Source organism: Streptomyces sp. NPDC005141 (genome assembly GCF_053599975.1).
Window position 1 is genome coordinate 33,002 of the sequence record NZ_JBSFYW010000032.1, and the last position, 25,708, is coordinate 58,709.

23 protein-coding genes are annotated in these 25,708 nt (G+C 72.3%); 12 read left to right on the forward strand and 11 right to left on the reverse strand.

What is annotated here, in order from left to right; all coding sequences use genetic code 11:
* Positions 1-14: 14 nt before the first annotated feature.
* Complete coding sequence (gene ftsH, locus ACWD68_RS24090) at positions 15-2,042, forward strand: ATP-dependent zinc metalloprotease FtsH (protein WP_451808502.1); 2,028 nt, start codon at positions 15-17, stop codon at positions 2,040-2,042.
* Positions 2,043-2,187: 145 nt separating this feature from the next.
* Complete coding sequence (folE, locus tag ACWD68_RS24095; protein ID WP_451808503.1) at positions 2,188-2,793, forward strand: GTP cyclohydrolase I FolE; 606 nt, start codon at positions 2,188-2,190, stop codon at positions 2,791-2,793.
* A gap of 92 nt (positions 2,794-2,885) precedes the next feature.
* Here folE and ACWD68_RS24100 read toward each other — a convergent pair whose 3' ends face one another.
* From ACWD68_RS24100 to ACWD68_RS24125, 6 genes are all read right to left on the reverse strand, one after another.
* A complete protein-coding gene (locus tag ACWD68_RS24100) occupies positions 2,886-3,374 on the reverse strand; it encodes a DUF3180 domain-containing protein (protein ID WP_451808504.1) in 489 nt (162 codons plus the stop codon).
* Between the two features lie 76 nt (positions 3,375-3,450).
* Positions 3,451-4,059: a 2-amino-4-hydroxy-6-hydroxymethyldihydropteridine diphosphokinase gene (gene folK / locus ACWD68_RS24105; RefSeq protein WP_451808505.1), complete on the reverse strand. Its 609-nt coding sequence runs from the start codon at positions 4,057-4,059 to the stop codon at positions 3,451-3,453.
* Complete coding sequence (gene folB / locus ACWD68_RS24110) at positions 4,056-4,415, reverse strand: dihydroneopterin aldolase (protein WP_451808506.1); 360 nt, start codon at positions 4,413-4,415, stop codon at positions 4,056-4,058. Before folB ends, folK begins: the two co-directional genes overlap by 4 nt.
* Before the next feature lie 246 nt (positions 4,416-4,661).
* On the reverse strand, positions 4,662-5,156 hold the full coding sequence (locus ACWD68_RS24115; RefSeq protein WP_451808507.1) for a nuclear transport factor 2 family protein: 495 nt from the start codon (positions 5,154-5,156) through the stop codon (positions 4,662-4,664).
* A complete protein-coding gene (gene folP / locus ACWD68_RS24120; RefSeq protein ID WP_451808508.1) occupies positions 5,153-6,064 on the reverse strand; it encodes a dihydropteroate synthase in 912 nt (303 codons plus the stop codon). The genes ACWD68_RS24115 and folP overlap by 4 nt, the downstream gene beginning before the upstream one ends.
* Before the next feature lie 186 nt (positions 6,065-6,250).
* Positions 6,251-8,056: a phosphatidylglycerol lysyltransferase domain-containing protein gene (locus tag ACWD68_RS24125; protein ID WP_451808509.1), complete on the reverse strand. Its 1,806-nt coding sequence runs from the start codon at positions 8,054-8,056 to the stop codon at positions 6,251-6,253.
* A gap of 223 nt (positions 8,057-8,279) precedes the next feature.
* Between ACWD68_RS24125 and ACWD68_RS24130 the strand changes: the two genes are divergently transcribed.
* Together ACWD68_RS24130 and ACWD68_RS24135 are read left to right on the forward strand one after the other, a co-directional pair.
* Positions 8,280-9,410: an alpha/beta hydrolase gene (locus ACWD68_RS24130; RefSeq protein ID WP_451808510.1), complete on the forward strand. Its 1,131-nt coding sequence runs from the start codon at positions 8,280-8,282 to the stop codon at positions 9,408-9,410.
* A gap of 385 nt (positions 9,411-9,795) precedes the next feature.
* On the forward strand, positions 9,796-11,511 hold the full coding sequence (locus tag ACWD68_RS24135; protein ID WP_451808511.1) for a hypothetical protein: 1,716 nt from the start codon (positions 9,796-9,798) through the stop codon (positions 11,509-11,511).
* 160 nt (positions 11,512-11,671) lie between these two features.
* Here the strand turns inward: ACWD68_RS24135 and ACWD68_RS24140 are convergent, their stop codons facing one another.
* Together ACWD68_RS24140 and ACWD68_RS24145 are read right to left on the reverse strand one after the other, a co-directional pair.
* Entirely contained in the window at positions 11,672-12,994 is a 1,323-nt protein-coding gene (locus ACWD68_RS24140) for a PH domain-containing protein (protein ID WP_451808555.1), read from the reverse strand.
* Between the two features lie 101 nt (positions 12,995-13,095).
* Complete coding sequence (locus ACWD68_RS24145) at positions 13,096-13,599, reverse strand: PH domain-containing protein (protein WP_451808512.1); 504 nt, start codon at positions 13,597-13,599, stop codon at positions 13,096-13,098.
* A gap of 31 nt (positions 13,600-13,630) precedes the next feature.
* On the opposite strand from ACWD68_RS24145, the gene ACWD68_RS24150 reads away from it, so the two are divergent.
* The gene (locus tag ACWD68_RS24150) at positions 13,631-14,782 is read left to right on the forward strand and encodes an NADH-quinone oxidoreductase subunit D (RefSeq protein ID WP_451808513.1); all 1,152 of its coding nucleotides are present in this window, start codon (positions 13,631-13,633) and stop codon (positions 14,780-14,782) included.
* Here ACWD68_RS24150 and ACWD68_RS24155 read toward each other — a convergent pair.
* A complete protein-coding gene (locus ACWD68_RS24155; RefSeq protein ID WP_451808514.1) occupies positions 14,747-15,916 on the reverse strand; it encodes an SAM-dependent methyltransferase in 1,170 nt (389 codons plus the stop codon). The two genes, ACWD68_RS24150 and ACWD68_RS24155, sit on opposite strands and share 36 nt — an antisense overlap.
* Positions 15,917-16,150: 234 nt before the next feature.
* On the opposite strand from ACWD68_RS24155, the gene ACWD68_RS24160 reads away from it, so the two are divergent.
* From ACWD68_RS24160 to ACWD68_RS24170, 3 genes are all read left to right on the forward strand, one after another.
* On the forward strand, positions 16,151-17,356 hold the full coding sequence (locus ACWD68_RS24160) for a sensor histidine kinase (protein WP_451808515.1): 1,206 nt from the start codon (positions 16,151-16,153) through the stop codon (positions 17,354-17,356).
* A 41-nt stretch (positions 17,357-17,397) separates the two neighbouring features.
* Positions 17,398-18,069 (forward strand): response regulator, encoded by a 672-nt coding sequence (locus ACWD68_RS24165; RefSeq protein ID WP_451808516.1) that lies wholly within the window; start codon positions 17,398-17,400, stop codon positions 18,067-18,069.
* Between the two features lie 69 nt (positions 18,070-18,138).
* On the forward strand, positions 18,139-18,771 hold the full coding sequence (locus ACWD68_RS24170; protein WP_451808517.1) for an AAA family ATPase: 633 nt from the start codon (positions 18,139-18,141) through the stop codon (positions 18,769-18,771).
* Between the two features lie 107 nt (positions 18,772-18,878).
* Here ACWD68_RS24170 and ACWD68_RS24175 read toward each other — a convergent pair whose 3' ends face one another.
* Positions 18,879-19,985 (reverse strand): DUF5937 family protein, encoded by a 1,107-nt coding sequence (locus ACWD68_RS24175; protein WP_451808518.1) that lies wholly within the window; start codon positions 19,983-19,985, stop codon positions 18,879-18,881.
* 159 nt (positions 19,986-20,144) lie between these two features.
* Between ACWD68_RS24175 and ACWD68_RS24180 the strand changes: the two genes are divergently transcribed.
* Positions 20,145-20,363, forward strand: coding sequence for a hypothetical protein (locus ACWD68_RS24180; protein WP_451808519.1), 219 nt, complete (start codon positions 20,145-20,147; stop codon positions 20,361-20,363).
* Positions 20,364-20,578: 215 nt separating this feature from the next.
* Here ACWD68_RS24180 and ACWD68_RS24185 read toward each other — a convergent pair whose 3' ends face one another.
* Complete coding sequence (locus ACWD68_RS24185) at positions 20,579-21,790, reverse strand: threonine aldolase family protein (RefSeq protein ID WP_451808520.1); 1,212 nt, start codon at positions 21,788-21,790, stop codon at positions 20,579-20,581.
* 219 nt (positions 21,791-22,009) lie between these two features.
* Here ACWD68_RS24185 and ACWD68_RS24190 point away from each other — a divergent pair, with 219 nt between their 5' ends.
* Genes ACWD68_RS24190 through ACWD68_RS24200 form a run of 3 tightly spaced genes read left to right on the forward strand, consistent with a single transcriptional unit; the run spans position 22,010 to position 25,703 of the window.
* Positions 22,010-22,948 (forward strand): Rossmann-like and DUF2520 domain-containing protein, encoded by a 939-nt coding sequence (locus ACWD68_RS24190; RefSeq protein WP_451808521.1) that lies wholly within the window; start codon positions 22,010-22,012, stop codon positions 22,946-22,948.
* Entirely contained in the window at positions 22,945-23,937 is a 993-nt protein-coding gene (gene panC, locus ACWD68_RS24195; RefSeq protein WP_451808522.1) for a pantoate--beta-alanine ligase, read from the forward strand. Before ACWD68_RS24190 ends, panC begins: the two co-directional genes overlap by 4 nt.
* Positions 23,934-25,703, forward strand: a complete 1,770-nt coding sequence (locus ACWD68_RS24200; RefSeq protein ID WP_451808523.1) for an L-aspartate oxidase — start codon at positions 23,934-23,936, stop codon at positions 25,701-25,703. The genes panC and ACWD68_RS24200 overlap by 4 nt, the downstream gene beginning before the upstream one ends.
* Positions 25,704-25,708: the final 5 nt, after the last annotated feature.

The window sequence follows — 25,708 nt, forward strand, 5'->3', positions numbered from 1 at the left end:
ACCGCTCCGTATGGATGGACGTGAAGCGATACTTCCGTGGGCCGGTCATGTGGATCGTGCTGGCCGTCCTTGCCGTGGTCGTGTTGATGCAGGTCGTCGGTTCGTCCGGCGGCTACAAGACGGTGGACACCGGCCAGGTCGTCAAGGCGATCAATGACAACCAGGTCGAGTCGGCCAAGATCACCACTGGCGACGAGCAGGTCATCAAGGTCTCGCTGAAGGACGGCGAGAAGGTTGACGACAGCTCGAAGATCCAGGCGAGCTACATCGGCGACCAGGGCGTGACCCTGGCCAACACACTCCAGAACAAGTACGAGAACAAGCAGATCCCGGACGGCTACACCGTCGCTCCGTCCAAGCAGAACCCCTTCGTGGGCATCCTGCTGTCTCTGCTTCCCTTCGTCCTCATCGTCGTCGTCTTCCTGTTCCTGATGAATCAGATGCAGGGTGGCGGCTCCCGGGTCATGAACTTCGGGAAGTCCAAGGCGAAGCTCATCACCAAGGACACCCCCAAGACGACGTTCGCGGACGTCGCGGGCTCGGACGAGGCTGTCGAAGAGCTCCACGAGATCAAGGAGTTCCTCCAGGAGCCGGCGAAGTTCCAGGCCGTCGGAGCGAAGATCCCCAAGGGCGTCCTGCTCTACGGGCCTCCTGGTACGGGCAAGACGCTGCTCGCACGCGCTGTCGCGGGTGAGGCCGGCGTTCCCTTCTACTCCATCTCCGGTTCCGACTTCGTCGAGATGTTCGTCGGTGTCGGTGCCTCCCGGGTCCGTGACCTGTTCGAGCAGGCCAAGGCGAACGCCCCGGCGATCGTCTTCGTCGACGAGATCGACGCGGTCGGCCGCCATCGCGGTGCCGGCCTCGGCGGCGGTCACGACGAGCGCGAGCAGACCCTCAACCAGCTGCTCGTCGAGATGGACGGCTTCGACGTGAAGGGCGGCGTCATCCTGATCGCCGCCACCAACCGGCCCGACATCCTCGACCCGGCCCTCCTGCGCCCCGGCCGCTTCGACCGCCAGATCGCGGTCGACCGCCCGGACATGCAGGGCCGTCTGGAGATCCTCAAGGTTCACCAGAAGGGCAAGCCGGTCGCTCCGGACGTCGACCTGTCCGCAGTGGCGCGTCGGACCCCCGGTTTCACGGGTGCCGACCTGTCGAACGTGCTGAACGAGGCGGCGCTGCTCACCGCGCGCGCCAACGGGAAGCTGATCGACAACAACATGCTGGACGAGGCGATCGACCGTGTGGTCGCGGGCCCGCAGAAGCGGACCCGGATCATGTCGGACAAGGAGAAGAAGATCACCGCGTACCACGAGGGCGGCCACGCCCTCGTCGCGGCGGCTTCCCCGAACTCCGACCCGGTCCACAAGATCACGATCCTCTCGCGCGGCCGTGCCCTCGGCTACACGATGGTCCTGCCGGACGAGGACAGGTACTCCACGACCCGCAACGAAATGCTCGACCAGCTGGCATACATGCTGGGCGGGCGCGCGGCCGAGGAGCTTGTCTTCCACGACCCGACCACCGGTGCCGCGAACGACATCGAGAAGGCCACGACCACCGCTCGCGCGATGGTCACGCAGTACGGCATGACCGAGCGTCTCGGCGCGATCAAGTTCGGCGGCGACAACACCGAGCCCTTCCTGGGCCGGGAGATGTCGCACCCGCGCGACTACTCGGAAGAGGTCGCCGCGCTCGTCGACGAAGAGGTCAAGAAGCTCATCGAGAACGCGCACAACGAGGCCTGGGAAATCCTGGTCGAGAACCGCGACGTCCTCGACGCTCTCGTGCTCCAGCTGCTGGAGAAGGAGACGCTGAGCAAGGAGCAGATCGCCGAGGTCTTCGCTCCCATCGTGAAGCGCCCGGCCCGTCCCGCGTGGACCGGCTCCTCCCGTCGCACGCCGTCCACCCGCCCGCCGGTGCTCTCCCCCAAGGAGCTGTCACTGACGAACGGGGCGAACGGCTCGACGGCGGCCATCGCCACCGCGACGGAGTCCGTCCCGGCGACGGAGGCGGCCCCGGAGGACCGTACCGAGAGCTGACATAGTTCGGCTCCCGGCGGCCTCACCAGGCCCGGAATGGATGCCGCGCCCCCCAGGTTCTAGCCTGGGGGGCGCGGCATTTTCATGCGCCCGCACATCTTGGACGCGTCGAGGCACGCGCAGGATCCACAGGAACGAGGACCAGATGACCGACCCCGTGACGCTGGACGGCGAGGGAGTTGTCGGTGAGTTCGACGAGAAGCGTGCCGAGAACGCCGTACGGGAGCTCCTGATCGCGGTCGGCGAGGACCCGGACCGCGAGGGACTGAGGGAGACGCCGGGGCGGGTGGCGCGGGCGTACAAGGAGATATTCGCGGGCCTGTGGCAGCAGCCGGAGGACGTGCTGACGACGACGTTCGACCTGGGACACGACGAGATGGTCCTGGTGAAGGACATCGAAGTCTTCAGTACCTGCGAACATCATCTGGTGCCGTTCAGGGGTGTCGCGCACGTGGGCTACATCCCGGCCACCAGCGGCAAGATCACCGGCCTGTCCAAACTGGCCCGCCTGGTCGACGTCTACGCCCGGCGCCCCCAGGTGCAGGAGCGGCTGACGACGCAGATCGCCGACTCCCTGATGGAGATCCTGGAACCGCGCGGTGTGATCGTGGTCGTCGAGTGCGAGCACATGTGCATGTCCATGCGCGGCATCCGCAAGCCGGGCGCGAAGACCATCACGTCGGCGGTGCGCGGACAACTGCGGGACGCCGCGACGCGCAACGAGGCGATGAGCCTCATCATGGCCCGCTAGCCGGGGACGGACGCCGGGCAGGCCCACACGGTCCACTCGCCGGACACGGGCCGCCGGTCGGGTGCGGACGGGTCGACGCGCCTGCTTCGGGGCTAGGCCACCGGAGCGGCGCCGCCGTGGTGCTCGTCGTCGTCCTCCGGGAGCTTGCAGACACGCTCCAGGAAGAAGGCCGCCGCTATCACGCCGATTCCGGCGACGACGGAGAGGCCGGCGTAGATGGCCTGGTCGCGGCGGGCGGGGACCTCCAGGGATTCCAGGAGGAAGACGCCCGCGCCGCCGTACATGCCCGCCACCAGGGCGGCCACCAGGGCGCTCGCCTGGCCGAAGACGACCGCGCGGGCGGCCATCAGCGGATCGACGCCCTTGGCGCCGGGGCGGCGCTCGCGCTGCGCCTTGAGACGGGCGCGCAGCGAGAGCGCCGTCGCGAGAAGGACGATCGCGATCAGGGCGAGGACGATGGGGGCGGCCAGCGGGACCCGGGGCAGCGTGCCCACCGCGTTCCACAGGCGGGCGCCCGCCCAGGACAGCACTCCGGCCACCACGAACACGGCGGCCAGTGTCCTGATGCGCAGCTCTTTCACGTTGCCCCTTCGGTAGCCCGCCTGTGGCCGGGTCCCTGTCGGGCCGGCCGGCGTGTGGTCGTCTTGACCTTAACGACTACTCGGGCAGCCGGAGTTCCAGGTCGGGGCGGGCCGTGACACCGTCCTGGGTGACCGCGGCGAGGAGCTGGGCGACGGCACCGCGGCCGGGGAGCTGTGCCTCGGGATCCACGTCGTGCCAGGGGGCGAGCACGAAGGCCCGCTCGTGGGCGCGCGGGTGAGGGAGGGTCAGCACCGGGTCGTCGGAGACGACATCGGCGTACGCGACGATGTCCACGTCGATCGTGCGCGGGCCCCAGCGCTCGTCCCGTACGCGGTGGAAGGCCTCCTCGACCGCGTGCGCCCGCTCCAGGAGCGAGGACGGGGGGAGGGTGGTCCTGAGCACCACGACCGCGTTGAAGTACGACGGCTGGCTGCCCGGTTCGACGCCCCACGGCTCCGTCTCGTAGACGGGGGAGACCGCTTTGACCCGGACGCCGGGGGTGTCCTCCAGGGCGTCGATGGCGCCCTGGAGCGTCTCCAGGCGGTTGCCCAGGTTCGAACCGAGGGAGATCACCGCGCGCCTGGGGTTGGACAGGGTCGTGTCCGCGGCGTCCACCTGCTCGACCACGGAGGCGGGCACCGGCTGTACGGTCGGGTCGCTCTGACCCTCGGTGAACGCGGTCATACCCGGCTCCGGATGATGGTGACGGTCACGTCGTCGAACGGGACCGTGATCGGCGCGTCCGGTTTGTGCACGCAGACCTCGACCTCCAGGACCCCGTCGTGCTTGAGACACGTCTGGGCGATGCGTTCGGCGAGCGTCTCGATGAGATCGACGGGCTCGCCCTCGACGACGGCGACGACCTCTTCCGCCACGATGCCGTAGTGCACGGTCTTCGCCAGGTCGTCGTCGGCCGCGGCCGGCCGGGTGTCCAGGCCCAGCGTCAGATCCACGATGAAGGTCTGGCCCTCCTCGCGTTCCTTCTGGAAGACGCCATGGTGCCCACGGGCCTTGAGGCCGCGCAGCGCGACACGATCCACGCGAATCACTCCTGCAATCGTCGGTAACGGCCGTCATGCGCCGAATGCGGTCGGCACACCGGCCTCGAACGAATCTACCTGCGGGCACTGACAACGTTCGCCCGCGGAGGCGGGCGCCCGGGCGAAGGAACGAGGCTTCACCGGGCGTTTCCCCTGGGGAACACGGCGGCTCACGGGTTGGTAGCCGCCCCTACCCCGGGCTGGTGATTCCAACCACCTTTTGGTCCCTGCGGGCCGTATCCCCACTCAACCGGCGGTGTCCTCGTCCTCTTCCTCGCCGGATTCGGCCAGCACGGGGGAGGCGTGGTGGGACCAGAGTTTCCAGCCGTCGGCGGTACGGCGGAACACGTTCGTGGCGACGACCAGCTGGCCGACGAGCGGGCCGAGCTCGTCGCTGTCGTCGGGGGCCGGGCCGCCGCTGAGGATGTTCTCGGTGCAGGTGACCATGGCCGTGTCGCCGGAGACGGAGACGCGCACGTCGGTGAGGAAGAACTGGATGTACTCCGTGTTCGCCATGATCAGCGCGTACGAGCGGAGCACTTCGCCGCGGCCGTTGAGCACGGGCCAGCCGGGGTGGACGCAGGAGACGACCGCGCCCTCGCCCTCGAAGTCGTCGTCGGACGTGTCCAGCGGGGCCAGCCACAGCGAGGACAGTTCCTCGAAGTCACCCCGCTCCAGTGCCTCGTAGAACGCGGTGTTGGCGAGTTCGACCTGCTCGACGTCGGTACGCGGTGTGCTCACCGGGCTCCCTCTGCGGCCTGACCGCCGGCGGAGCCCGATGCCCCGCCGGTCCGGGCACCCTCGACGGCGCGTGCGACCCGTACGGCGTCGGCGGTGGCCCGTACCTCGTGCACGCGGACCGCCCAGGCGCCCTGCTGGGCGGCGATCGCCGAGACGGCGGCCGTGGCGGCGTCGCGCTCGCGCGCGGGTGGCGGGGCGCCCTCGGGACCGGCCAGTACGCGGCCGAGGAAACGCTTGCGGGAGGCGGCGACCAGCAGGGGGTGGCCGAGGGCGCGGAGGCGGTCGAGGTGGGCCAGGAGGGCCAGGTCGTGCTCGGGGTCCTTGGAGAAGCCGAGCCCGGGGTCGACGACGACGCGGTCGGGGGCGATGCCGCCCGCCAGAACGGCCTCCACGCGTGCGTGCAGCTCGCCGAGGACTTCGGAGACCACGTCCGCGTACGCCCCCTGGACGTTCCCGCCCGCCAGGAAGCCGCGCCAGTGCATGACCACGAAGGGGGCGCCCGCGGCCGCGACGGCCGGGATCATCGCAGGGTCCGCGAGGCCGCCGCTGACGTCGTTGACGAGGGCCGCGCCCGCGGCGAGGGACTGCTCGGCGACGGAGGCGCGCATGGTGTCCACGGAGACGGTGACGCCCTCGGAGGCGAGGCCGCGGACGACGGGGATGACGCGCTTGAGCTCCTCCGCCTCGTCGACGCGGGTGGCGCCGGGGCGGGTGGACTCGCCGCCCACGTCCACGAGGTCGGCGCCCTCGGCGACGAGCTCCAGGCCGTGCTTGACCGCGGCCGTCGTGTCGAACCAGTGGCCGCCGTCGGAGAAGGAATCGGGGGTGACGTTCACGACCCCCATGACCGCGCAGCGGTCCCACGTCGGCAGTCCCGCGACTCGGCCGCGCCCGCGCTCGATACTCATACGTCCAGCCTAGGCCTCCTGCGAGGGGCGGAATCGCCCCCTGCCGGTCTCAGCGGTCCCCGGTACGCGGGTGAGGGTCGCCCGCCCGCTGGGGCCTTCGGCCGCTTCGCGGCCCGTTTCCCGCCCCACCACCCGTCCCGGCCGTCCGAGCGGGCCCCTCGGCGGGGGCGTCGCCCGGCACGCCGGCTACGCCGCTCTGACCCCCCGCTCCGCCACCGCGTGCGAGCACGGCCGCGGAGCCGGTGTGCGGCGGCGCAGCACCCGCGGCAGGGCGAGGTTCACGAAGCCCTCCGCCTGCATGGCGGCGAAGCCGATGCGGGGGAGGTCGCGGGAGGAGCCGTAGACGACGAAGCGCGGCTCCCAGCGCGGGCGGAACTTGGCGTTGAACTTGTACAGCGACTCGATCTGGAACCAGCGGGACAGGAAGACCAGCAGTCCGCGCCAGGCGCGCAGCACGGGCCCGGCGCCGATCTTCTCGCCGCGGGCGAGCGCCGCGCGGAACATCGCGAAGTTGAGCGAGATCCGGTTGATGCCGAGGCGGGGTGACGCCTGGAGCGCCGCCACGATGAGCAGTTCGTTCATGCCGGGGTCGGCCGCGCGGTCGCGCCGCATGAGGTCGAGCGACACACCGTCCGTGCCCCACGGGACGAAGTGCAGGACGGCCTTGAGGTCGCCGTACGGGCCGGGCGGGTCGTCCGTCTTGTGCGCCGTGGCGACCAGGCAGTTCCCGTCGGACGGGTCGCCGATGCGGCCGAGCGCCATGGAGAAGCCGCGTTCGGTGTCGGTGCCGCGCCAGTCCTCCGCGGCGCGCCGTATCCGGTCCAGTTCTCCCTCTCCGAGGTCACGGATGCGCCGTACCCGTGTCTCGTAACCAGCCCGCTCGATGCGCTTCACCATCTGGCGGACGTTTCGCATCGCGCGTCCGCAGAGGGAGAAATCCGCGACATCCACCACCGCCTCGTCCCCCAGTTCGAGGGCGTCGAGGCCGGTCTCGCGGGTCCACACCTCGCCGCCCGTCTCGGAGCAGCCCATGACGGCGGGCGTCCAGGAGTGCGCCCTGGCCTCGTCCATGAAGCGTTCGATCGCACCGGGCCAGGCCTCCACGTCGCCGATGGGGTCGCCGCTGGCGAGCATCACCCCGGAGACGACCCGGTAGGTCACCGCGGCCTTGCCGCTGGGCGAGAAGACGACGGCCTTGTCGCGGCGGAGCGCGAAGTGGCCGAGGGAGTCGCGGCCGCCGTGCTTGTCCAGAAGGACGCGCAGCCGGGTCTCGTCGTCCTCCGTGAGGCGGGCGGCGGGGTGTTCGGGACGGAAGGCGAAGTAGACGGTGGTGACGGCGGTCAGCCAGCCGAGGGCGCCCAGGGAGAAGGCGACCGTCCAGGAGGTGGGTCCGGCGTAGTCGACGGGGCCTTCGAAGCCGACCAGGCCGTACAGGACGTGGCTGATGCGGTCGGCCAGGCTCGGGTCGCCGATCATGCGGTTCTCGTGGACGCTGACGATGACGAGTCCGAGAGCCAGGGAACCGGCGCCCATGAGAACGAAGTTGGCGAGCGCGCGCCAGCGGCTGCGTGGATCGGGCAGGGCCGTGAACTCATCGCGGTGGCGCAGCAGCGGTGCGAGCAGCGCGGCCGAGATGACGACGCCGATCACCGAGTGGCGGTACGCGAACTGCGCGACGGCGCCTGCCGGGAGCAGCGCGACCGCGGCGCGCCACGCCCGCCGTTTGCGGCGCCGCAGCCCATGGGCGAGCAGCAGCAGGAGCACCCCGGCGCTGAGCGAGAGCGCCGCGGCGAACGGGCCGAACGAGCCGGGCAGCACCTCGGCCAGGGCGTGCATACGGCTGTGACGGAAGCGCGGGAACACGCCCGCGGCGATGTCCAGGAGACCCACGAGTGAGCAGGCCCTGGCGACCAGGGCGGGGACGGCCTCGGGGCTCGGACCGCGGAGTATGCGCCGCGTCCGGCCTGTTCGGCCCGGAACCTCGCCCGACAATTCCCCATCTATCCTGACAGACATCGCATCCCGTGGTTCTGCGAGAGACCTTGAACCCGGTGCCAATCCGGCATCCGGCGACATTGCGCCCTCTAGGACGGTGTCTTGGGGAGACAGGTTCACTCCTCTCCGGAAAGCCGGTTCAAAAGGCAAGGAAAGTCCAGGGCAAGGACTCGCGAAGAGCGGGACGGGCCCGGACGGAAAGCGCAGGCGGGAACAGGCGATGGGTCTCACGAGCAACAAGGTGCTGGTTCTGGCGGTTCTGCTCGCCGTGCTGCTGTTCGTCGGCACGGTGTGGTTGTGGCCCCGGCTCGCCCGGCGCACCTGGCGGTCCGTCGGCGGACGTGTTGGCCTGCTGCTGGCCACCCAGGTGGCGTTGTTCGCCTCGGTCGGGCTGTGCGCCAACCAGGCGTTCGGGTTCTACGCCAGCTGGGCGGATCTCCTCGGCAGGGAGCGGGGTGAGGGCGTGGTCGTCGACCACAACGGCGCGGGCGGTCCGGGCGGCGGTCCCCTCCGTGTGGTGGACACCCGGCGGGTGAGCGTCTCGGGCGGGGCCCGGCCGCAGATCGGCGGTCAGATCCAGAAGATCGACATCATCGGCCGTACGACCCATATCGCCACACCGGCGTACATCTATCTGCCGCCGGAGTACTTCCAGCCGCGGTACCGCACCCGGACCTTCCCGGCCACTACCGTGCTGACCGGCTATCCCGGCACCGCTGAAGCGCTCATCAAGGCCCTGCACTTCCCTCAGACGGCGAACCGGCTGGCCAAGGACGGCAGGATCCAGCCGATGATCCTGGTCATGCTGCGGCCGACCGTGGCGCCCCCGAGGGACACCGAGTGCGTGGACGTCCCCGGAGGTCCGCAGACCGAGTCCTTCTTCGCCAAGGACCTCCCCGACGCCGTATCGGCCCACTACAGGGTGGGCCGGAAGCCCGGGAGCTGGGGCGTCATCGGCGACTCGACGGGCGGGTACTGCGCGCTGAAGCTCGCCGTCCACCACCCCGAGGTGTACGCCGCCGGCGCGGGCCTGTCGCCGTATTACAAGGCCGCGGTCGACCGGACGACGGGCGATCTCTTCCACGGCGACAAGGCACTGCGCGACAGCGCCGACCTGCGCTGGTATCTCAAGAACAAGCCCGCACCCGACACCTCACTGCTCGTCAGCAGCAGCAAGGCGGGTGAATCCAACTACAAGGAAACGCTGGACTTCATAGACCTCGTGAAGTCCAACGGGCGTACCAGGATCTCGTCGATCATCCTCGACAGCGGCGGTCACAACTTCAACACGTGGCGGCGGGAGATCCCCGCGGCGCTCCAGTGGATCAGCGGGCGGCTGAGCGACCGCTGACGCGTGCCCTGCCGATCCTGTCCTGCCTCACCTGCCACCCGCCTCACCTGCCTCTCCTGCGCTGTTCTGCCGGGCCGTTGCGGTCCGGGCGGGGGTGGGCGGCGTCGCGGGTGGTGTCGTGCCGGGGGGCCGGACGAATTCGGCGTCCGGGCACGGAGAAATGTCGCCCCTCGGGACAATGCCGCGCCCCGAGGATTCCGATTCGGCGATCCGTCCGGAGCCGGCGGAATTGATCGAGGAGCGGGAGTGACCGGGGGTCGTGACGGGCCTTGTGGGACAAGACGTGTGCCCTGTCGACGGCTGGTACGGGACAAACGTTCCGGGGTGACTGTGTTTTTACCGGGCGGGGCACCAAGATTCGCCTACGCGCGGTAAGTTTCTGGCCATGCCACGTGGACGCCACCGCCATTCCCCGCCCTTGCACAGGGTGCTGCCTCCTTCGGCGATCGCCGGCGTGTCGCTCGTCTGCGCCGTAGGGCCCTGGCTGTTCACGGAGGCGTTCGTGCTCCGTGTGCTGGCCGCGGGTGCCGCGGCGACGGCGGTCGCCGGTGCGGTTGTCATGCGCCGCTGGGACACCTCGGCGGGTAAACGCGTCGCCGACCTCACGCGCGCGCGGGCGAGCGACGAGTGGCGCCATGAGGAGCGTGTCGCCGAACTGGAGACCGACCTCGACGAGTCGCGGGAGCTGCGCGTCAAGCTGGAGCAGAAGCTGCGCGCCAAGCGCACCGAGCTGGCCGGCCTGCGCAACGAACACGCGGCGCTGCTGCGGCGGTACGCGACGGCGGAGACGGAGCGGGCGACCGCTCTGGAGGGCCGCAGGCAGCTCGCCATAGAGGCTGCGGTGCCGACGCGCGCCCTGCCGGCCGCTCGGACGGCTCCGGAGGCGCAGGAGACGCCGGATCCCTCGGAGACGCCGGAATCCCCTGGCGCGGAGGGCTCCGCCGACGCGGTGGATTCGCCGGACGCGCCCGAGGCCGTCGAGGCGTCCGTGGAGCCGGAGGAGTCCGAGGGGTCCGAGGAGTCGGGTGACTCCGAGGGCGCGGTGTCCGGGAGCGGAGCGGACGCCATCGCGGCCTTCACGACGGCCGATGACGACACGGCTTCCACGGACACGGACGCGAAGGCGGAGGCCGAGGTCGGCGCCGAGGCGGAGGCCGAAGCCGAAGCCGAAGAGTCTCCGGAGGTCTTCTCTCCGTCCGGGTCGGCGCTCTTCCTGCGGGCCGGTGCGGCGCTGAGCCGGATAGCCGGCGGCACTCGGGAGGCGAAGGGTGCCGAGGCCTACACGGCCCCGGGGTCCGTGGCCCTGGCGCTGCCCGACTCGGACTCGGACCCGGAGCCGGACTCCGATGCCGTTTCCGATGCTGACGCCGACTCCGCGACGGCCGAGCCCCTGAGCGATGTGCCCGCGCGCGGCGAGTCCGCGCTGGACGCGGCCGTCAAGAGGGACGCGGCGGCGAAGAGGGACGCGGCGGCGAAGAGGGACGCGGCGGCGAGGAAGGGTGCGGTCGCGACCAAGGACGCGGCCGCGACCAAGGACGCGGCCGTGAACGGTGAGCCCCCGAGGCGTGCTTCGGCGGGCGAGGCGGGTCCGCCCCCGGACACCGTCGCGGAAGCGGGTGGGGCGCAGGGGAAGCCCGAGGCGGCCGGCGAGCATCAGCGCGCGGCCGCCGAGGCCGAGCCTTCGCTGCCCGCCGCAGCCGCCGAAACCGCCCGGTCGGCCCAGGCCGAGGCGGTGCAACCGGCCAGGGCGTCGCATTCCGCCAAGCCCGCCCAGCGGTCCGGGCACTTCACCGTGCCGACGGCGGTGGCCGTCGTGCCGCCCACCGCGCCGGTGCGACGGCCCTCGGTCGAGGGCGGGTTCGACTTCTTCGGTACGCAGAAGGAGTCGTCCGACGCCGCCGCGATGGAAGCCGTACAGAACGAGGACCTGGCCGACGTGGTCGGCCAGGAGGCGCTCGCCCTGCACAAGGCCGAGGCCGAGTCCGGGTTCAAGCCCGCGAGCGAGGGTTCCCGCGAAGTCGGCCGCCAGGTCATCGACCTGACCGCGCACGACGAGACGGAGCACATCGACCTGACGGGGCTGCGGAGCGCGGCTTCCTGAGCCGCCCGTGTCCCGGGCGGACAGACGTGACGGAGTGAGGGCAGTGGCATCACGCCACTGCCCTCACTCCGTTTCGGGCGCAGGCCTTCGGTCCGCCGCCTCGGCCCGCTCATGGGCGCGCGGCCGTGCGCGTCCTCAGGCCGTCCAGCCATGTGCGTCCTCAGGCCATCCAGCGGTCCGGCCGGGCCTCCCGCCGCCCCGTGCGGGACCGGTCCGCCTGTGCCTGGAGGAGCTCCGCCGCCTCCGCGGCGTCCCGCAGCCGTGCCGTGACCGTCTGGTCGGCGCCGGTGTCGATGTGGACGTCGGCGAGCCCCTTGAGGCGCTGCCACGGCCCCTGCGTCAGCCGTACGCTCTGCGCCTTCGCGTGCGGGACGAGGGAGAGGCTGCGCCGCAGCAGCCCGTGGCGCGCCGCGAAGACGGTGTCGGTGACGGTGAGTCCGTACCCGCGCCACCAGAACGGCACGCACCAGCCGGCCCGCCGTGGCGGCCGGACCAGGGACACCGGAACGGTCACCCCGGGCAGCACCGCGGCGATCACGGTCGCGGCGACCTCGCGCGGAGCGACGGGCACGAGGACCGAGTTCGAGGACCCGGCGACGTCCAGTTCGACGCGCACCCACCCGCGGCGCCGCCACAGCAGGGGTTCGACGATCCGCACGGTCTGCACGCGGCCGGGCGGCACCGTCTCGTGCGTGCGGTCCAGGAGCCCGTGGTCGATGCGGAGTCCGTCGGGCGACTCGCCCACCGTCCAGTCGTACTCGCCGACGAACCGTCCCACGCTGCTCGCGCCCGCCGCGCCGAGCAGCGGCAGTCCGGTCGCGAGGACCGTCCACACGCTGTGCGTGAGGAGCCACAGGAACGTGGGGACGACGACAGCGGCGGCGAGGGAGCCCCAGGTGGCGCCGGTGAGCACCAGGGAGACGGCGAGGACACCGGGCGGGACGTGCAGCAGCCGCCGCACCGGCGCCTCGCCGACCTCGTGGGCGGACTCGGGCGCGAAACCGGCGGCCCGGGCGAGGAGTTCGGCGCGCAGCATCCGGGCCTCGCCCTCACCCAGGTACGCCAGCTCGTCCTTCTTGTCCGCCCCGACGACATCGAGCTTGAGCTTGGCGACGCCCGCGACGCGGGCCAGCAGCGGCTGGGTGACGTCGACGGCCTGGAGCCTTTCGAGCCGGATGTGCGCGGTGCGGCGGAACAACAGGCCGGTGCGGATGCGCAGTTCGGTGTCGGTCACCGCGAAGTGGGTGAACCACCAGCTCAGAAAGCCGTAGAGGGCGGCGCCCGGGACGATCACGGCGAGTCCGACGAGCAGCGCGGTCGTGGTGTGTCTGGCCAGTTGCTCCTGCGCCTGGTTGGGGTCGTGGACGGCCCAGCCGGCGATCACCGTGACCGGCGCCCAGGCGCGCCGGAGCGGGGTCACGGGGTGCAACCGGCGCTCGGACAGCGCCTTTTCCTCCCGTACGGAACCGTCGTCGCCCGGCAGGGCCGTCGTACCGGGCGGACCGAGGGGCGCGGCAGGGGTGTTCTCCAGGGAGGCGGCAGGGGTGTTCCCCAGGGAGTCCGAGGAGCCCGGGGAGGCCGTGCTCACAGTCCCGCCGATCGTGCCTCGCCCAGTTCGGTCAGCCGGTCCCGCAGCCGCTCGGCCTCGGCCGGGTCGAGGCCCGGGATGCACGCGTCGGTCGCCGCGGCGGCCGTGTGCAGCTGCACGCTGGCGAGCCCGAAGTGCCGTTCGACGGGCCCGGAGGTCACCTCGACCAGCTGCATGCGCCCGTACGGCACCACGGTCTCCTCACGCCACAGCACACCCCGGCTGATCAGCAGGTCGTCCGCGCGTTCCGCGTACCGCCAGGAGCGCCAGTTGCGCCCGAGCATGGGCCAGCCCCATCCGATCAGGGCGAGCGGCAGCAGGGCGAAGGCCGCCCAGCCCGGACCGGCGAACAGGCCGAGGAGCAGCCCGACGGCGATCGTCAGGAGTCCCAGCCACACCACCAGCAGCAGCCGCCGCATCCGCAGCAGCCCCGGAGGCAGCCCGGTCCAGACCGGCTCCGGCATCGCGTTCTCGGCGGTCTGCTTGCTCCCCGTCTCCATGGGGCAAGCGTACGTACGAGAGACTGTGCCCATGACTCCCACGACGGAGACCATGGTCGGTATCGGCGGCGCTGCCGAGAGCACCGACATGGTGCTCAACATCGGCCCCCAGCACCCCTCGACCCATGGTGTGCTGAGGCTGCGGCTCGTGCTCGACGGCGAGCGGATCCAGCACGCGGAGCCGGTCATCGGCTATATGCACCGCGGCGCGGAGAGGCTCTTCGAGGCGCGCGACTACCGCCAGATCATCATGCTCGCCAACCGCCACGACTGGCTGTCCGCGTTCTCGAACGAGCTGGGCGTCGTCCTCGCCGTGGAGCGGATGCTCGGCATGGAGGTCCCCGCGCGCGCGGTGTGGACGCGCACGCTCCTCGCGGAGCTCAACCGCGTCCTCAACCACCTGATGTTCCTCGGCTCCTATCCCCTGGAGCTGGGCGGGATCACCCCGATCTTCTACGCCTTCACGGAGCGCGAGGAACTCCAGCACGTCATGGAGGAGATCTCCGGCGGGCGCATGCACTACATGTTCAACCGCGTCGGCGGCCTCAAGGAGGACCTCCCGGCCGGATGGGCCGCACGCGCGCGTGCCTGCGTCGCCGCGCTGCGCTCGCGCATGGGCGTGTACGACGACCTGGTGCTCGGCAACGAGATCTTCCGGGGGCGTACGCGCGATGTGGGCGTCCTCGCGCCGGAGGCCGTGCACGCGTACGGCGTGAGCGGCCCCATCGCGCGTGCCTCCGGCGTCGACTTCGACCTGCGCCGCGACGAGCCCTACCTCGCCTACGGCGAGCTCCAGGACACCCTGAAGGTCGTCACCCGCCAGGAGGGCGACTGCCTGGCCCGCTTCGAGTGCCTCCTGGAGCAGACGCACGTCTCCCTGGATCTCGCGGACGCGTGCCTCGACCGGCTCGCCGAGCTGCCGCCCGGGCCGATCAATCAGCGCCTGCCCAAGGTCCTGAAGGCGCCCGAGGGGCACACGTACGCCTGGACCGAGAACCCCCTCGGCATCAACGGCTACTACCTGGTCAGCAAGGGCGAGAAGACCCCGTACCGGCTGAAGCTGCGCTCCGCCTCGTACAACAACATCCAGGCGCTCGCCGTACTGCTGCCGGGGACGCTGGTCGCGGACATGGTGGCGATCCTGGGGTCACTGTTCTTCGTGGTCGGGGACATCGACAAGTAGGGCGCCGCGGAGGAGGGCGCTCTCGTCGGCAGGGCCGTCCGGGAGCGCGTCCGGGAAGCCCACGGGCTGGAGCAGCCAGCCGAAGTCGCCCAGGCCGCCCGACGCGGTGAGTTCCGCGGCCTCGCCGGCGCCCGCGAGGGCGCGCACATAGGCGGAGGGGTCCGTGGACGCCAGGGTGAGCGACGGGCGCGCGCCGCTCACGCCCAGCTCACGCAGCGCCGCCCGCTGGGTCGTCACGTGACCCCCGGGCAGCGCGCACGCGTCGAGCGCCACGTGCGCGGTGATGTCGCACGACCCGTCCGGCACCGGAACCGTCTCGCGTCCTTCCCGGAAACCGGTGAGCGTCCCGAAGGGCGGCCGTACGCCCGCGAAGTGCGCGTAGTCGACGGCGACGGCGAGACCCCGGTCGAGCGCGGACACGGCGGAGGCCCAGGCGATGTCCCGGGGCAGCCCGATCTCGGCACGGGCGCCTTCGGCGGGCGCGGGGGGCTCCCCGGCAGCCGCGTGCGCTCCCTGTGGAAACGGAGCTTCTCGTGGGGGCGTGCGGACCTGCCGCGCTCCCGGTGCGGGCGTGCGGGCGCGCCGCGCGCCGGGCCACCACCAGCGCTCCAGCCACTCCGCCTCCGCCCCGGTGACGGCCTCCCCGAGGCGTTCGGCCCCGTCGCCGCGGACGAGGACGAGACGCGGCACTCCGTCCGGGCCGGCCTCGGCGACGTCCACGGGCACGTTGTCCAGCCACTCGTTGGCGAACAACAGCCCGGTGATCCCCTTCGGGGGCTCGGTGAGCCAGGCGATCCGGTCGTCGAGGCCGGCCGGGCGGTCGGCGCGCTCGACCGCGTACCCGCGCGCGCGGGAGGCCACCTCGGCCGGGAGGGCGGCGAGGACGCCGGTCACCAGCTCGCCGCGGCCCGCAGCCATGTCGACGAAGGCCAGCGCGTCCGGCCGGCCGAGCGCCGCGTCGACGCGGCACAGCAGCCGCGCCACGGCGTCGGCGAACAGCGGGGACGCGTGCACCGAGGTCCGGAAGTGCCCGGCGGGCCCCTCGGGCCTGCGATAGAAGCCGGAGGGGCCGTACAGCGCCTCCTCCGTCGCCTCGCGCCACCCTCGCCACTCGCCCGCCGCCTCACGTCTCACCGGGCCAGGCTAGGGGCTGTCGTCCGGATCGGGTCGCAGGGTGCGGACGGTGCCTCGCCGGCGGGGATCTTCGGGGGGACACGCGGGCCGGACCCGCGTCCGCGGCGGGGTCCGCACGACCGTCCCCGAGCGCCGCGGAGCGGTGGGCATCCACCTTGGGGAGTACGAGGGGCGGTCCCGGATCGATCCTCCGGCTGACCCCTGCACACTGCACGCTTCCCTACTCTGGGTTACGTGCAGCGCCTCTATGACTTTCTCCGCAGGTACCCGACATGGGTCGACAGCTTCTGGGCCGTCGCCCTGCTCGGCGTCACCGGCGTGAACATCGCGACTGTCGACGGGGCCGAGGACCACCACGGGTCGTTCGCCGAGTCCCTGACGATCGCCTCCTTCCTGTGCCTGGTCGTCGCGCTGCGCCGCCGTATGCCGGAGAAGATGCTGATCCTTGCCGCGGCCCTGGGCTTCCTCCAGCTGGTTCTCGACGTGGAGGTGCTGACCGCGGACTTCGCGATGCTGGTGATCATCTACACCGTCGCCGCGGACGGCGCCCGCTGGGCCTCCCGGTTCGCGCTGATCGGCGGCCTGTGCGCGGGCACGCTCGCGCAGCTCCGCTGGCCCGCGAACGAGTCCGGCGGACTGGGCGGCGTCCTCATAGCGATCTTCCAGACGGTTCCGTTCGCGCTCGCCTGGGTGCTCGGCGACTCGATCCGCACCCGCCGCGCCTACCTCGCGCAGCTGGAGGAGCGCGCCGCCCGCCTGGAGAAGGAGCGCGAGGCGCAGGCCAAGGTCGCGGTTGCCGCCGAGCGTGCCCGGATCGCGCGCGAACTGCACGACGTCGTCGCGCACAACGTCTCGGTGATGGTGGTCCAGGCCGACGGCGCCGCGTACGTCATGGACACCGCCCCGGACCAGGCCAAGAAGGCCCTGGAGACCATTTCGGGGACCGGCCGGCAGGCCCTCGCCGAGATGCGCCGCCTGCTCGGGGTCCTGCGCACCGGCGAGCACCAGGAGGGCGGCGAGTACGTGCCGCAGCCCGACGTCGAGCAGCTCGACGACCTCATCGCGCAGTGCCGTACCTCCGGCCTCCCCGTCGACTTCAAGGTGGAGGGCACCCCGCGTCCCCTGCCCAGCGGCGTGGAACTCACGGCGTACCGCATCGTGCAGGAGGCGCTCACCAACACCCGCAAGCACGGGGGCCCGAACGCGGGTGCGAGCGTCCGTCTGGTCTACTTCGACGACGGCCTCGGGCTGCTCGTCGAGGACGACGGCAAGGGCGCCCCCCACGAGCTGTACGAGGACGGCGGCGCCGACGGGCAGGGCCACGGCCTGATCGGCATGCGTGAGCGCGTCGGCATGGTCGGCGGCACGCTGGACGCGGGGCCGCGGCCTGGTGGAGGCTTCCGCATCAGCGCCCTGCTGCCGCTCAAACCGGCCCACTGACACCTGTACATACGTGATCCGTACGAAGTGAAAGGACCCCGATGGCGATCCGCGTGATGCTCGTCGACGACCAGGTGCTGCTGCGCACCGGCTTCCGGATGGTGCTCGCCGCCCAGCCGGACATGGAGGTCGTGGCCGAGGCGGGCGACGGCGTCGAGGCACTCCAGGTGCTGCGCGCCACCGCGGTCGACGTGGTCCTGATGGACGTACGCATGCCGAAGCTGGACGGCGTGGAGACCACCCGCCGCATCTGTTCGGACCCGAACCCGCCGAAGGTGCTGATCCTCACCACCTTCGACCTCGACGAGTACGCGTTCTCCGGGCTGAAGGCGGGCGCCTCCGGCTTCATGCTCAAGGACGTGCCCCCGGGCGAGCTGCTCGCCGCCATCCGTTCCGTGCACAGCGGCGACGCCGTGGTCGCGCCGTCCACCACCCGGCGCCTGCTCGACCGTTTCGCGCCGCTGCTGCCCAACGCGGGCAAGGAGCCCCGGCACAAGGGGCTGGAACGGCTCACCGAGCGTGAGCGCGAGGTCATGATCCTCGTCGCGCAGGGACTGTCCAACGGCGAGATCGCGGCCCGGCTCGTCCTCTCCGAGGCCACCGTGAAGACCCACGTCGGGCGCATTCTCACCAAGCTGGGGCTGCGTGACCGGGTCCAGGTGGTCGTGCTCGCCTACGAGACGGGGATCGTCCGGGCGGGCGGCCACGGCTGACGCGCTCCGAGGCGCGGCCGGCGGAGGGGGCGTGACCGGGGCGTGACCGGCGCCCACTAGGGTCTGCGCATGCTCCTGTGGATCAACGGCCCCTTCGGGGGCGGCAAGACACAGACCGCACACGAGATCCAGCGACGGCTGCCCGGCAGCGTCATCTGCGATCCGGAACACGCCGGCTTCGGTCTGCGCCGCATGCTTCCGCCCGAACTCCGCGGCGACTTCCAGGACTTGGTGTCCTGGCGGCAGGGCGTGGTCGAGGTGCTCGACCTCGCGCTGGCCGAGCACGGGGGCGTGGTCATCGCTCCGATGACGGTCACGGACCCCCGGTACTTCGCGGAGACGGTCGGACGGCTGGGCGAACTGGGCCACGACGTACGGCACTTCACGCTGCTGGCCCAGCGCGAGACCGTACTGGGGCGGCTGCGCGAGCGCGGCTTCGGGCGGCTCCTGCGGTACGTCGCCCGCAAGGACGCCCCGCTGCGGCGCGAGAGCTGGGCCGTGGGGCAGCTCGACCACTGTCTGGAGCGGCTGCGCGAGCCGGAGTTCGCCGAGCATTTGTGGACCGACCACACGACGGTCGCCAAGACCGCCGACCGCATCGCCGTCCTCGCGGGGCTGACCCTCACGCCGAACCGCGACGGGGCCGTACGCGGACGCCTGCGGCGGGCGTGGACGAGCGCGCGCCACATCCGCTTCGACTGAACCGGCGGGTGTCGTCCGGACCACGCAGGGTCAGCGACCTCCACCACGGCAGCTCTTGGGAGCCCGGGGCACCTCGTCGGAAGCCGACGGCACCTCGTCGGGAGCCCTCAGCGCAGGATGCCCTCAAGGAAATCGCTGCCCAGCCGGGCCACCACGCTGACGTCGAGCTGGTGCAGCACATACCGCCCGCGGCGCCGTGTGGTGATCAGGCCCGCCTTCTTGAGCACACCCAGGTGCCGGGATATCTCCGGTGCGGTCATGCCGTGCACCTGGGCCAGCTCCCCGGTCGTGTACGCGCTCCTGGCCAGATGGCGGCAGATACGCATCCGGACCGGGTGGGACAGCGCGGTCATCCGCAGGGTGAGCTGCTCGACCGAGGGCGGGGTGGCGAGGTCGGGGGAGCTGACGGGGTAGTGCAGCACCGGCTGCCACCGGTACCGGTGCAGCACCATCAGGTGCGGGCGGCCGAGGCTGGTGGGGACGAGGAGCAGGCCGCCGTCCGCCGTGACCGTGAGCCCCTCGGTGAGCTTGTCGACGGTGATGCGCCGCGCCGTCTCGTCGAGGGACAGGGCGGAGGAGACGGAGGCCAGCGCCTCGGGCAGGCCCTTGTGCCGGAGCAGATCCGTCTTGTGACGGGCCTCTGCGGCGAGCGGGTGGCGCAGCCGGGACCAGGTCTCGGCGAAGAAGGCCTCGTCGCAGTCCTCCAGGAACTGCCTCAGCCAGGCCCGCACGCCCGGCGGGTCCGCCAGCAGCCGCTCGGTGAACCGCGTCTGCTGCGGCCCGCGTGAGGCGGCCAGATCCACGGCACGCCGCTGCACCTCCGGATCGGAGAGGGCGTGCGGCCCCTCGGTGCCGTAGGCGAGCGCGCAGGTGAACTCCAGGGCCGCGTCCACGAACTGCTCGTCCGTGAGCTTGTCCAGCAGATCCAGGTCCTCGGCGAGCGTCGCCCCCGGCAGCGCGGCCACGCCCGGGATGCCCGCACACGGCAGGAACAGGTCCGAGAACGTCGTACGCCACAGGAAGTCCGCCTCGCACATCCGGTCCGCGAGATGGGGGTCGAGCCGGGCGGTCACGCCCGTCACCCAGCCCTGGAGCCCGGGGTGGTGTCCCGGCTCCGCCAGCGCGTGCAGCGCCATCCCCAGCTCGGCCAGCGGCGACGGCACGACGGCGATCCGCTCCGGCCGCAGACCGCTGATGTCGATGTGCACGCTCATGCCCCCATGGTGCACCCCGCCACCGACAACGCCCGCCGTCGATTGACCGCGGCCGTCAATCGAGGCGACAGCCGTTGTGATCAGGCGCAATGTGGGACCACCGGGGCAGTCCGCGCGGGGCCTTCGGATCCCATTCCTCGTCCCGAGAGGCGATCCGTCATGAGCATCACCCAGCAGTACCTCCTGGACACCTACCGGGCCTCTCAGCACGGGGAAGCGGCCCCTCCGGCCCCCGGCACCCACGACCGGGAGGTCGTGCGGGGGCTGCGCGACTACCGGCGGTTCCGGGCCGTCGTGACCGGGCATCCGGCCCACGGCCGGATACGCGGCGCTCTGGGCCGGTGGCTGCACGGACCGCGTCGGCACCCGGCCCGCTGAGGTCCCGCATCCGGCCCGCCGAGGCCCCGCCCCCGGTCCGCCGAGGCCCCGCCCCCGGTCCGCCGAGGCCCCGCCCCCGGTCCGGTGAGGCTCCAGTGCGCGGCCCGCTGCGGACCCGTCGCCACTGGTCGCGCCACCCGTCGCGCGACCGGTCGCCCCGGCCGGTGTGCTCCGCCGTCGCTACGCCGACCATGCCGCCGCCTCGCTCCGCCGGGCTACTCGGTGCTCTCGCCCGGCAGCCGCTCCACGAACGCCCGGACCGCCGCCTTCACGTCGTCCGCCGTCCACTCCAGGCCCGGCCCGGCCACCGTGATCTCGGTGTACGCGAGTCCGGGGCCGCCCCGGGCCCAGCCCTGGGCGAAGAGGCCCGTCCTCGTCTCCTCGGTCTGCCGCAGCCCCGCGTCCCCGAGGACGTCCGGGTCGTACGGCAGCCAGATCTGGAACTGGTGGGTGTGCGGCTCCTCCGGATGGACGCGGACCCAGGGGACACCGGCCTCCGTGAAGCCCTCGCGGAGGGCGCCGGCCACCACGCGCGCGTGGGCGACGTACTCGGGCAGCCGGGGCAGCTCCCGCTCCAGTCCGATCAGCGCGGACAGGATGGTCGGGAACTGCTGGATGATCATGCCGCCGTACCGGTGCCGCCAGGTCTTCGCCTCGTCGACGAGCGTCCTGGGGCCCGCGATCGCCGCACCGCCGAAGCCGCCGAGCGACTTGTAGAAGGACACGTACACGCTGTCCGCGAGGCCCGCGATCTCCTCCAGGGGGCGGTCGAAGTACGGGGTGCACTCCCACAGCCGGGCCCCGTCGAAGTGGACCACCGCGTCGCGCTCCCGGGCGGCCTCCACGACCTCGGTGAGCTCCTCCCAGGACGGCAGGACGAAACCGGCGTCGCGAAGGGGCAGCTCCAGCAGGAGCGCTCCGAACGGTTCGGGGAAGTCCCGTACCTCCTCGGCGGTCGGCAGCCGGGGCGCGTCCGTCACATGCACCGGGCGCAGGCCGCTGACCTGGCTGAAGGCCTGCCGCTCATGGACTTCGGGGTGATTGAGGGCGTGCAGGGCCACGGTCGCGTCGCCGGTGCGGCCCGCCCAGCAGCGCAGGGCGACCTGCTGGGCCATGGTGCCGGTCGGGAAGAACGCGGCCGCCTCCATGCCCAGCAGCTCGGCGACCCGCTCCTCCAGGGTCTCGACGAGGCCGTCGCCGTACATGTCGACCCGCTCGTCGAGGTCGCACACGCTCTCGGCGGCCTCGCTCAGCCAGGTCAGGCGCTCGCGGAGCGTCTGCTGGTGGCTGGGCCGCCACAGCACGCGCTCCGCCGCCTTCCAGGCCGCGGCGCGCCGCTCGAATCGTTCCTTGGGAGACGGCTCCGCCGTCTCCTCCCCGGCCCGCTCCGCAGGCTCCGTACCGCTCTCTGCCGCCGTATCGCTCATCCCAGGATGATGTCCCGAGCCCGCCCGGCCGGTCACCCCGATTTCCGCGCGCCGGTGACCTGCGGAAATCCCGTTCACGCGGTCGGCGCACGGCCGGTCTCCGAGGTCGGCGGAAACCCACAGCCTGTGGATGGCCGAACGGCCCTCGAACCAATCGCGTTAACATGACGAGAAATCGTCCGGTACCCCGAGCGGACTGGAACGGAAGGCCGCCGTCGAGTGAGTACATTCCCCCAGCCAGACCCCAAGGACCGCCCCGCGCGGCTCACCGTCGGCGTTGTCGGCGCCGGCCGTGTCGGCCCCGCGCTCGCCGCGGCACTCCAGCTCGCCGGACATCGCCCGGTGGCCGTCTCCGGCGTCTCCGACGCCTCCAGGCGGCGTGCCGCGCAGCTTCTGCCCGACGTGCCGCTGGTTTCCCCGGCACAGGTCCTGGAGCGTGCCGACCTCGTGCTGCTGACCGTCCCGGACGACGCCCTGCCCGCGCTCGTCGAGGGGCTCGCCGACACGGGGTCCGTCCGGCCCGGCCAGCTGCTGGTGCACACCTCCGGGCGGTACGGCACGCGGGTGCTCGACCCGGCGCTCAGGGCGGGCGCGCTGCCGCTCGCGCTGCACCCCGCGATGACGTTCACGGGCACCCCCGTGGACGTCCAGCGGCTCGCCGGATGCTCTTTCGGGGTCACCGCGCCCGAACAGCTGCGGCTGGCCGCCGAGGCCCTGGTGATCGAGATGGGCGGCGAGCCCGAGTGGATCGCCGAGGAGTCCCGGCCGCTCTACCACGCGGCCCTCGCGCTCGGGGCCAACCACCTGGTGACCCTGGTCGCCGAGTCGATGGAACTGCTGCGCACCGCCGGCGTGGAAGCCCCCGACCGGATGCTGGGCCCGCTGCTCGGCGCCGCTCTGGACAACGCGCTCAGGTCGGGCGACGCCGCCCTGACCGGACCGGTCGCGCGCGGAGACGCGGGCACGGTCGCCGCGCACATCGCCGAGCTGCGCGAGCACGCCCCTGGGACCGTCGCGGGCTACCTCGCGATGGCCCGGGCGACCGCCGACCGCGCGCTCGCCCACGGACTGCTCAAGCCGGAACTGGCCGAGGACCTCCTGGGGGTACTCGCCAACGGGACGGACGGGACCCAGGGGACCGAGGGAGACGCCCGATGACCACCGTCCTGCTGCGCACCGCCGACGAACTGCACGCGCGTACCCGCGCGGGCCGCCGCGCCGTCGTGATGACCATGGGCGCCCTCCACGAGGGCCACGCCACCTTGATCCGCACCGCCCGCGAGGTCGCGGGCGACGGAGGCGAAGTGGTCGTGACCGTCTTCGTGAACCCCCTCCAGTTCGGCCAGGGCGAGGACCTCGACCGCTACCCGCGCACTCTCGACGCCGACCTGAAGGTCGCCGAACAGGCGGGAGCGGACGTCGTGTTCGCCCCCTCCGTCGACGAGGTCTACCCCGGCGGCGAACCCCAGGTCCGGATCTCCGCGGGGCCGATGGGCGGGCGCCTGGAAGGCTCCGTGCGGCCCGGCCACTTCGACGGCATGCTCACTGTCGTCGGCAAGCTGCTGCACCTCACCCGGCCCGACGTGGCCCTCTTCGGCCAGAAGGACGCCCAGCAGCTGGCCCTGATCCGGCGCATGGCGCGCGACCTGAACTTCGGGGTCGAGATCACCGGCGTCCCCACCGTGCGCGAGGAGGACGGGCTCGCCCTCTCCAGCCGCAACCGCTTCCTCTCGGCCGAGGAGCGGCGCACCGCGCTCGCCCTCTCGCAGGCCCTGTTCGCGGGCCGCGACCGGCACGCCGCGCAGGAGGCGCTGCGCGCGCGGGCCCTCGAGGTGCCCGCCACGCGCGCGCGTGCCGAAGCCCTCAGCGCCATCGGCGAGTCCCGGGCCGCGGCCGACGCGCACGCCGTCGCCAAGGCCGTCCCCGGCGGTCCCGCCGGTGTCCGCGCTGCCGCCCGGCTGGTCCTCGACGAGGCGGTCCGGATGCGACCGCCGCTGGTCCTGGACTATCTGGCGCTCGTCGACCCCTCCGACTTCACGGAGATCCCGGACGACTTCACCGGCGAGGCGGTCCTCGCCGTCGCCGCCCGGGTCGGGACGACCCGGCTGATCGACAACATCCCCCTCACCTTCGGAGCCGCCTCGTGACCGGCAATGGCACAGGTTCAGGTACAGCCACTGGCACTGGCATACGACTGCACGCCCCCGCCCCCGGCTGGGCCCTCACCGCGGACGTCGTGGTCGTCGGCTCCGGCGTCGCCGGACTCACCGCGGCCCTGCGCTGCGAGGCCGCCGGGCTGAGGACCGTCGTCGTCACCAAGGCCCGCCTGGACGACGGCTCGACGCGCTGGGCGCAGGGCGGCATCGCCGCGGCCCTCGGCGAGGGCGACACCCCCGAGCAGCACCTGGACGACACCCTGGTCGCGGGCGCGGGCCTGTGCGACGAGGAGGCCGTGCGCATCCTCGTCACCGAGGGCCCCGACGCCGTACGGCGGCTCATCGCGACCGGCGCGCACTTCGACGAGTCCGCCGAGGGCCGGCTCGAGCTCACCCGCGAGGGCGGCCACCACCGCCGCCGCATCGCGCACGCGGGCGGCGACGCGACGGGCGCCGAGATCTCCCGGGCCCTCGTCGAGGCGGTCCGCGCGCGTGGCCTGCGCACGGTCGAGAACGCTCTCGTCCTCGACCTCCTCACGGACGCCGACGGCCGCACGGCGGGCGTGACCCTGCACGTGATGGGAGAGGGTCAGCACGACGGAGTGGGCGCCGTGCACGCCCCCGCCGTGGTCCTCGCGACCGGCGGCATGGGCCAGGTCTACTCCGCGACCACCAACCCGTCCGTCTCCACCGGCGACGGGGTGGCGCTCGCCCTGCGCGCGGGCGCCGAGGTCTCCGACCTCGAATTCGTCCAGTTCCACCCGACCGTGCTCTTCCTCGGACCGGACGCGGAGGGCCAGCAGCCGCTGGTCTCCGAGGCGGTACGCGGCGAGGGCGCCCACCTGGTCGACGGTGACGGCGTGCGCTTCATGGTGGGCCAGCACGAGCTGGCCGAGCTGGCGCCCCGGGACATCGTCGCCAAGGGCATCATGCGCCGCATGCAGGAGCAGGACGCCGAGCACATGTTCCTCGACGCCCGGCACTTCGGCACCGCCATGTGGGAGCACCGTTTCCCGACGATCCTCGCCGCCTGCCGCGCCCACGGCATCGACCCGGTGACCGAGCCCGTACCGGTCGCGCCGGCCGCGCACTACGCCTCCGGAGGCGTACGGACCGACGCGCGGGGCCGCACCACGGTCCCCGGCCTGTACGCGTGCGGCGAGGTCGCCTGCACGGGCGTCCACGGCGCCAACCGGCTCGCCTCCAACTCGCTCCTGGAAGGCCTGGTCTACGCCGAGCGCATCGCCGCCGACATCGCGGAGAGCCACGCCGAGGACGGTCTCCACGCGCGCGTGCCCGAGCCCGTGCCGCACCCCGAGAGGCCCGCGCACCCGCTGCTCGCCCCCGAGGCCCGCTTCGCGATCCAGCGGATCATGACCGTGGGCGCCGGTGTGCTGCGCTCCGCGGAGTCCCTGGCGACCGCGGCCGACCAGCTCCAGCGGCTGCACGCCGACGCGCGTGACGCCCTCGACGAGAACGGCAAGACCTCCGAACCCGGTGTCGACACCTGGGAGGCCACCAACCTGCTGTGCGTGGCCCGTGTCCTGGTCGCCGCCGCCCGCCTCCGCGAGGAGACCCGGGGCTGCCACTGGCGCGAGGACCACGCCGACCGGGACGACGCCCAGTGGCGCCGCCACATCGTCGTACGGCTGAATCCCGACCGGACCCTCGCCGTTCGCACCACCGATACCGCAGACTTCCCCCCGACGTCCCGGCAGCCCCACCCGGCGCCCCAGTCCCCTCCCCAGGAGCAGTGACCGAA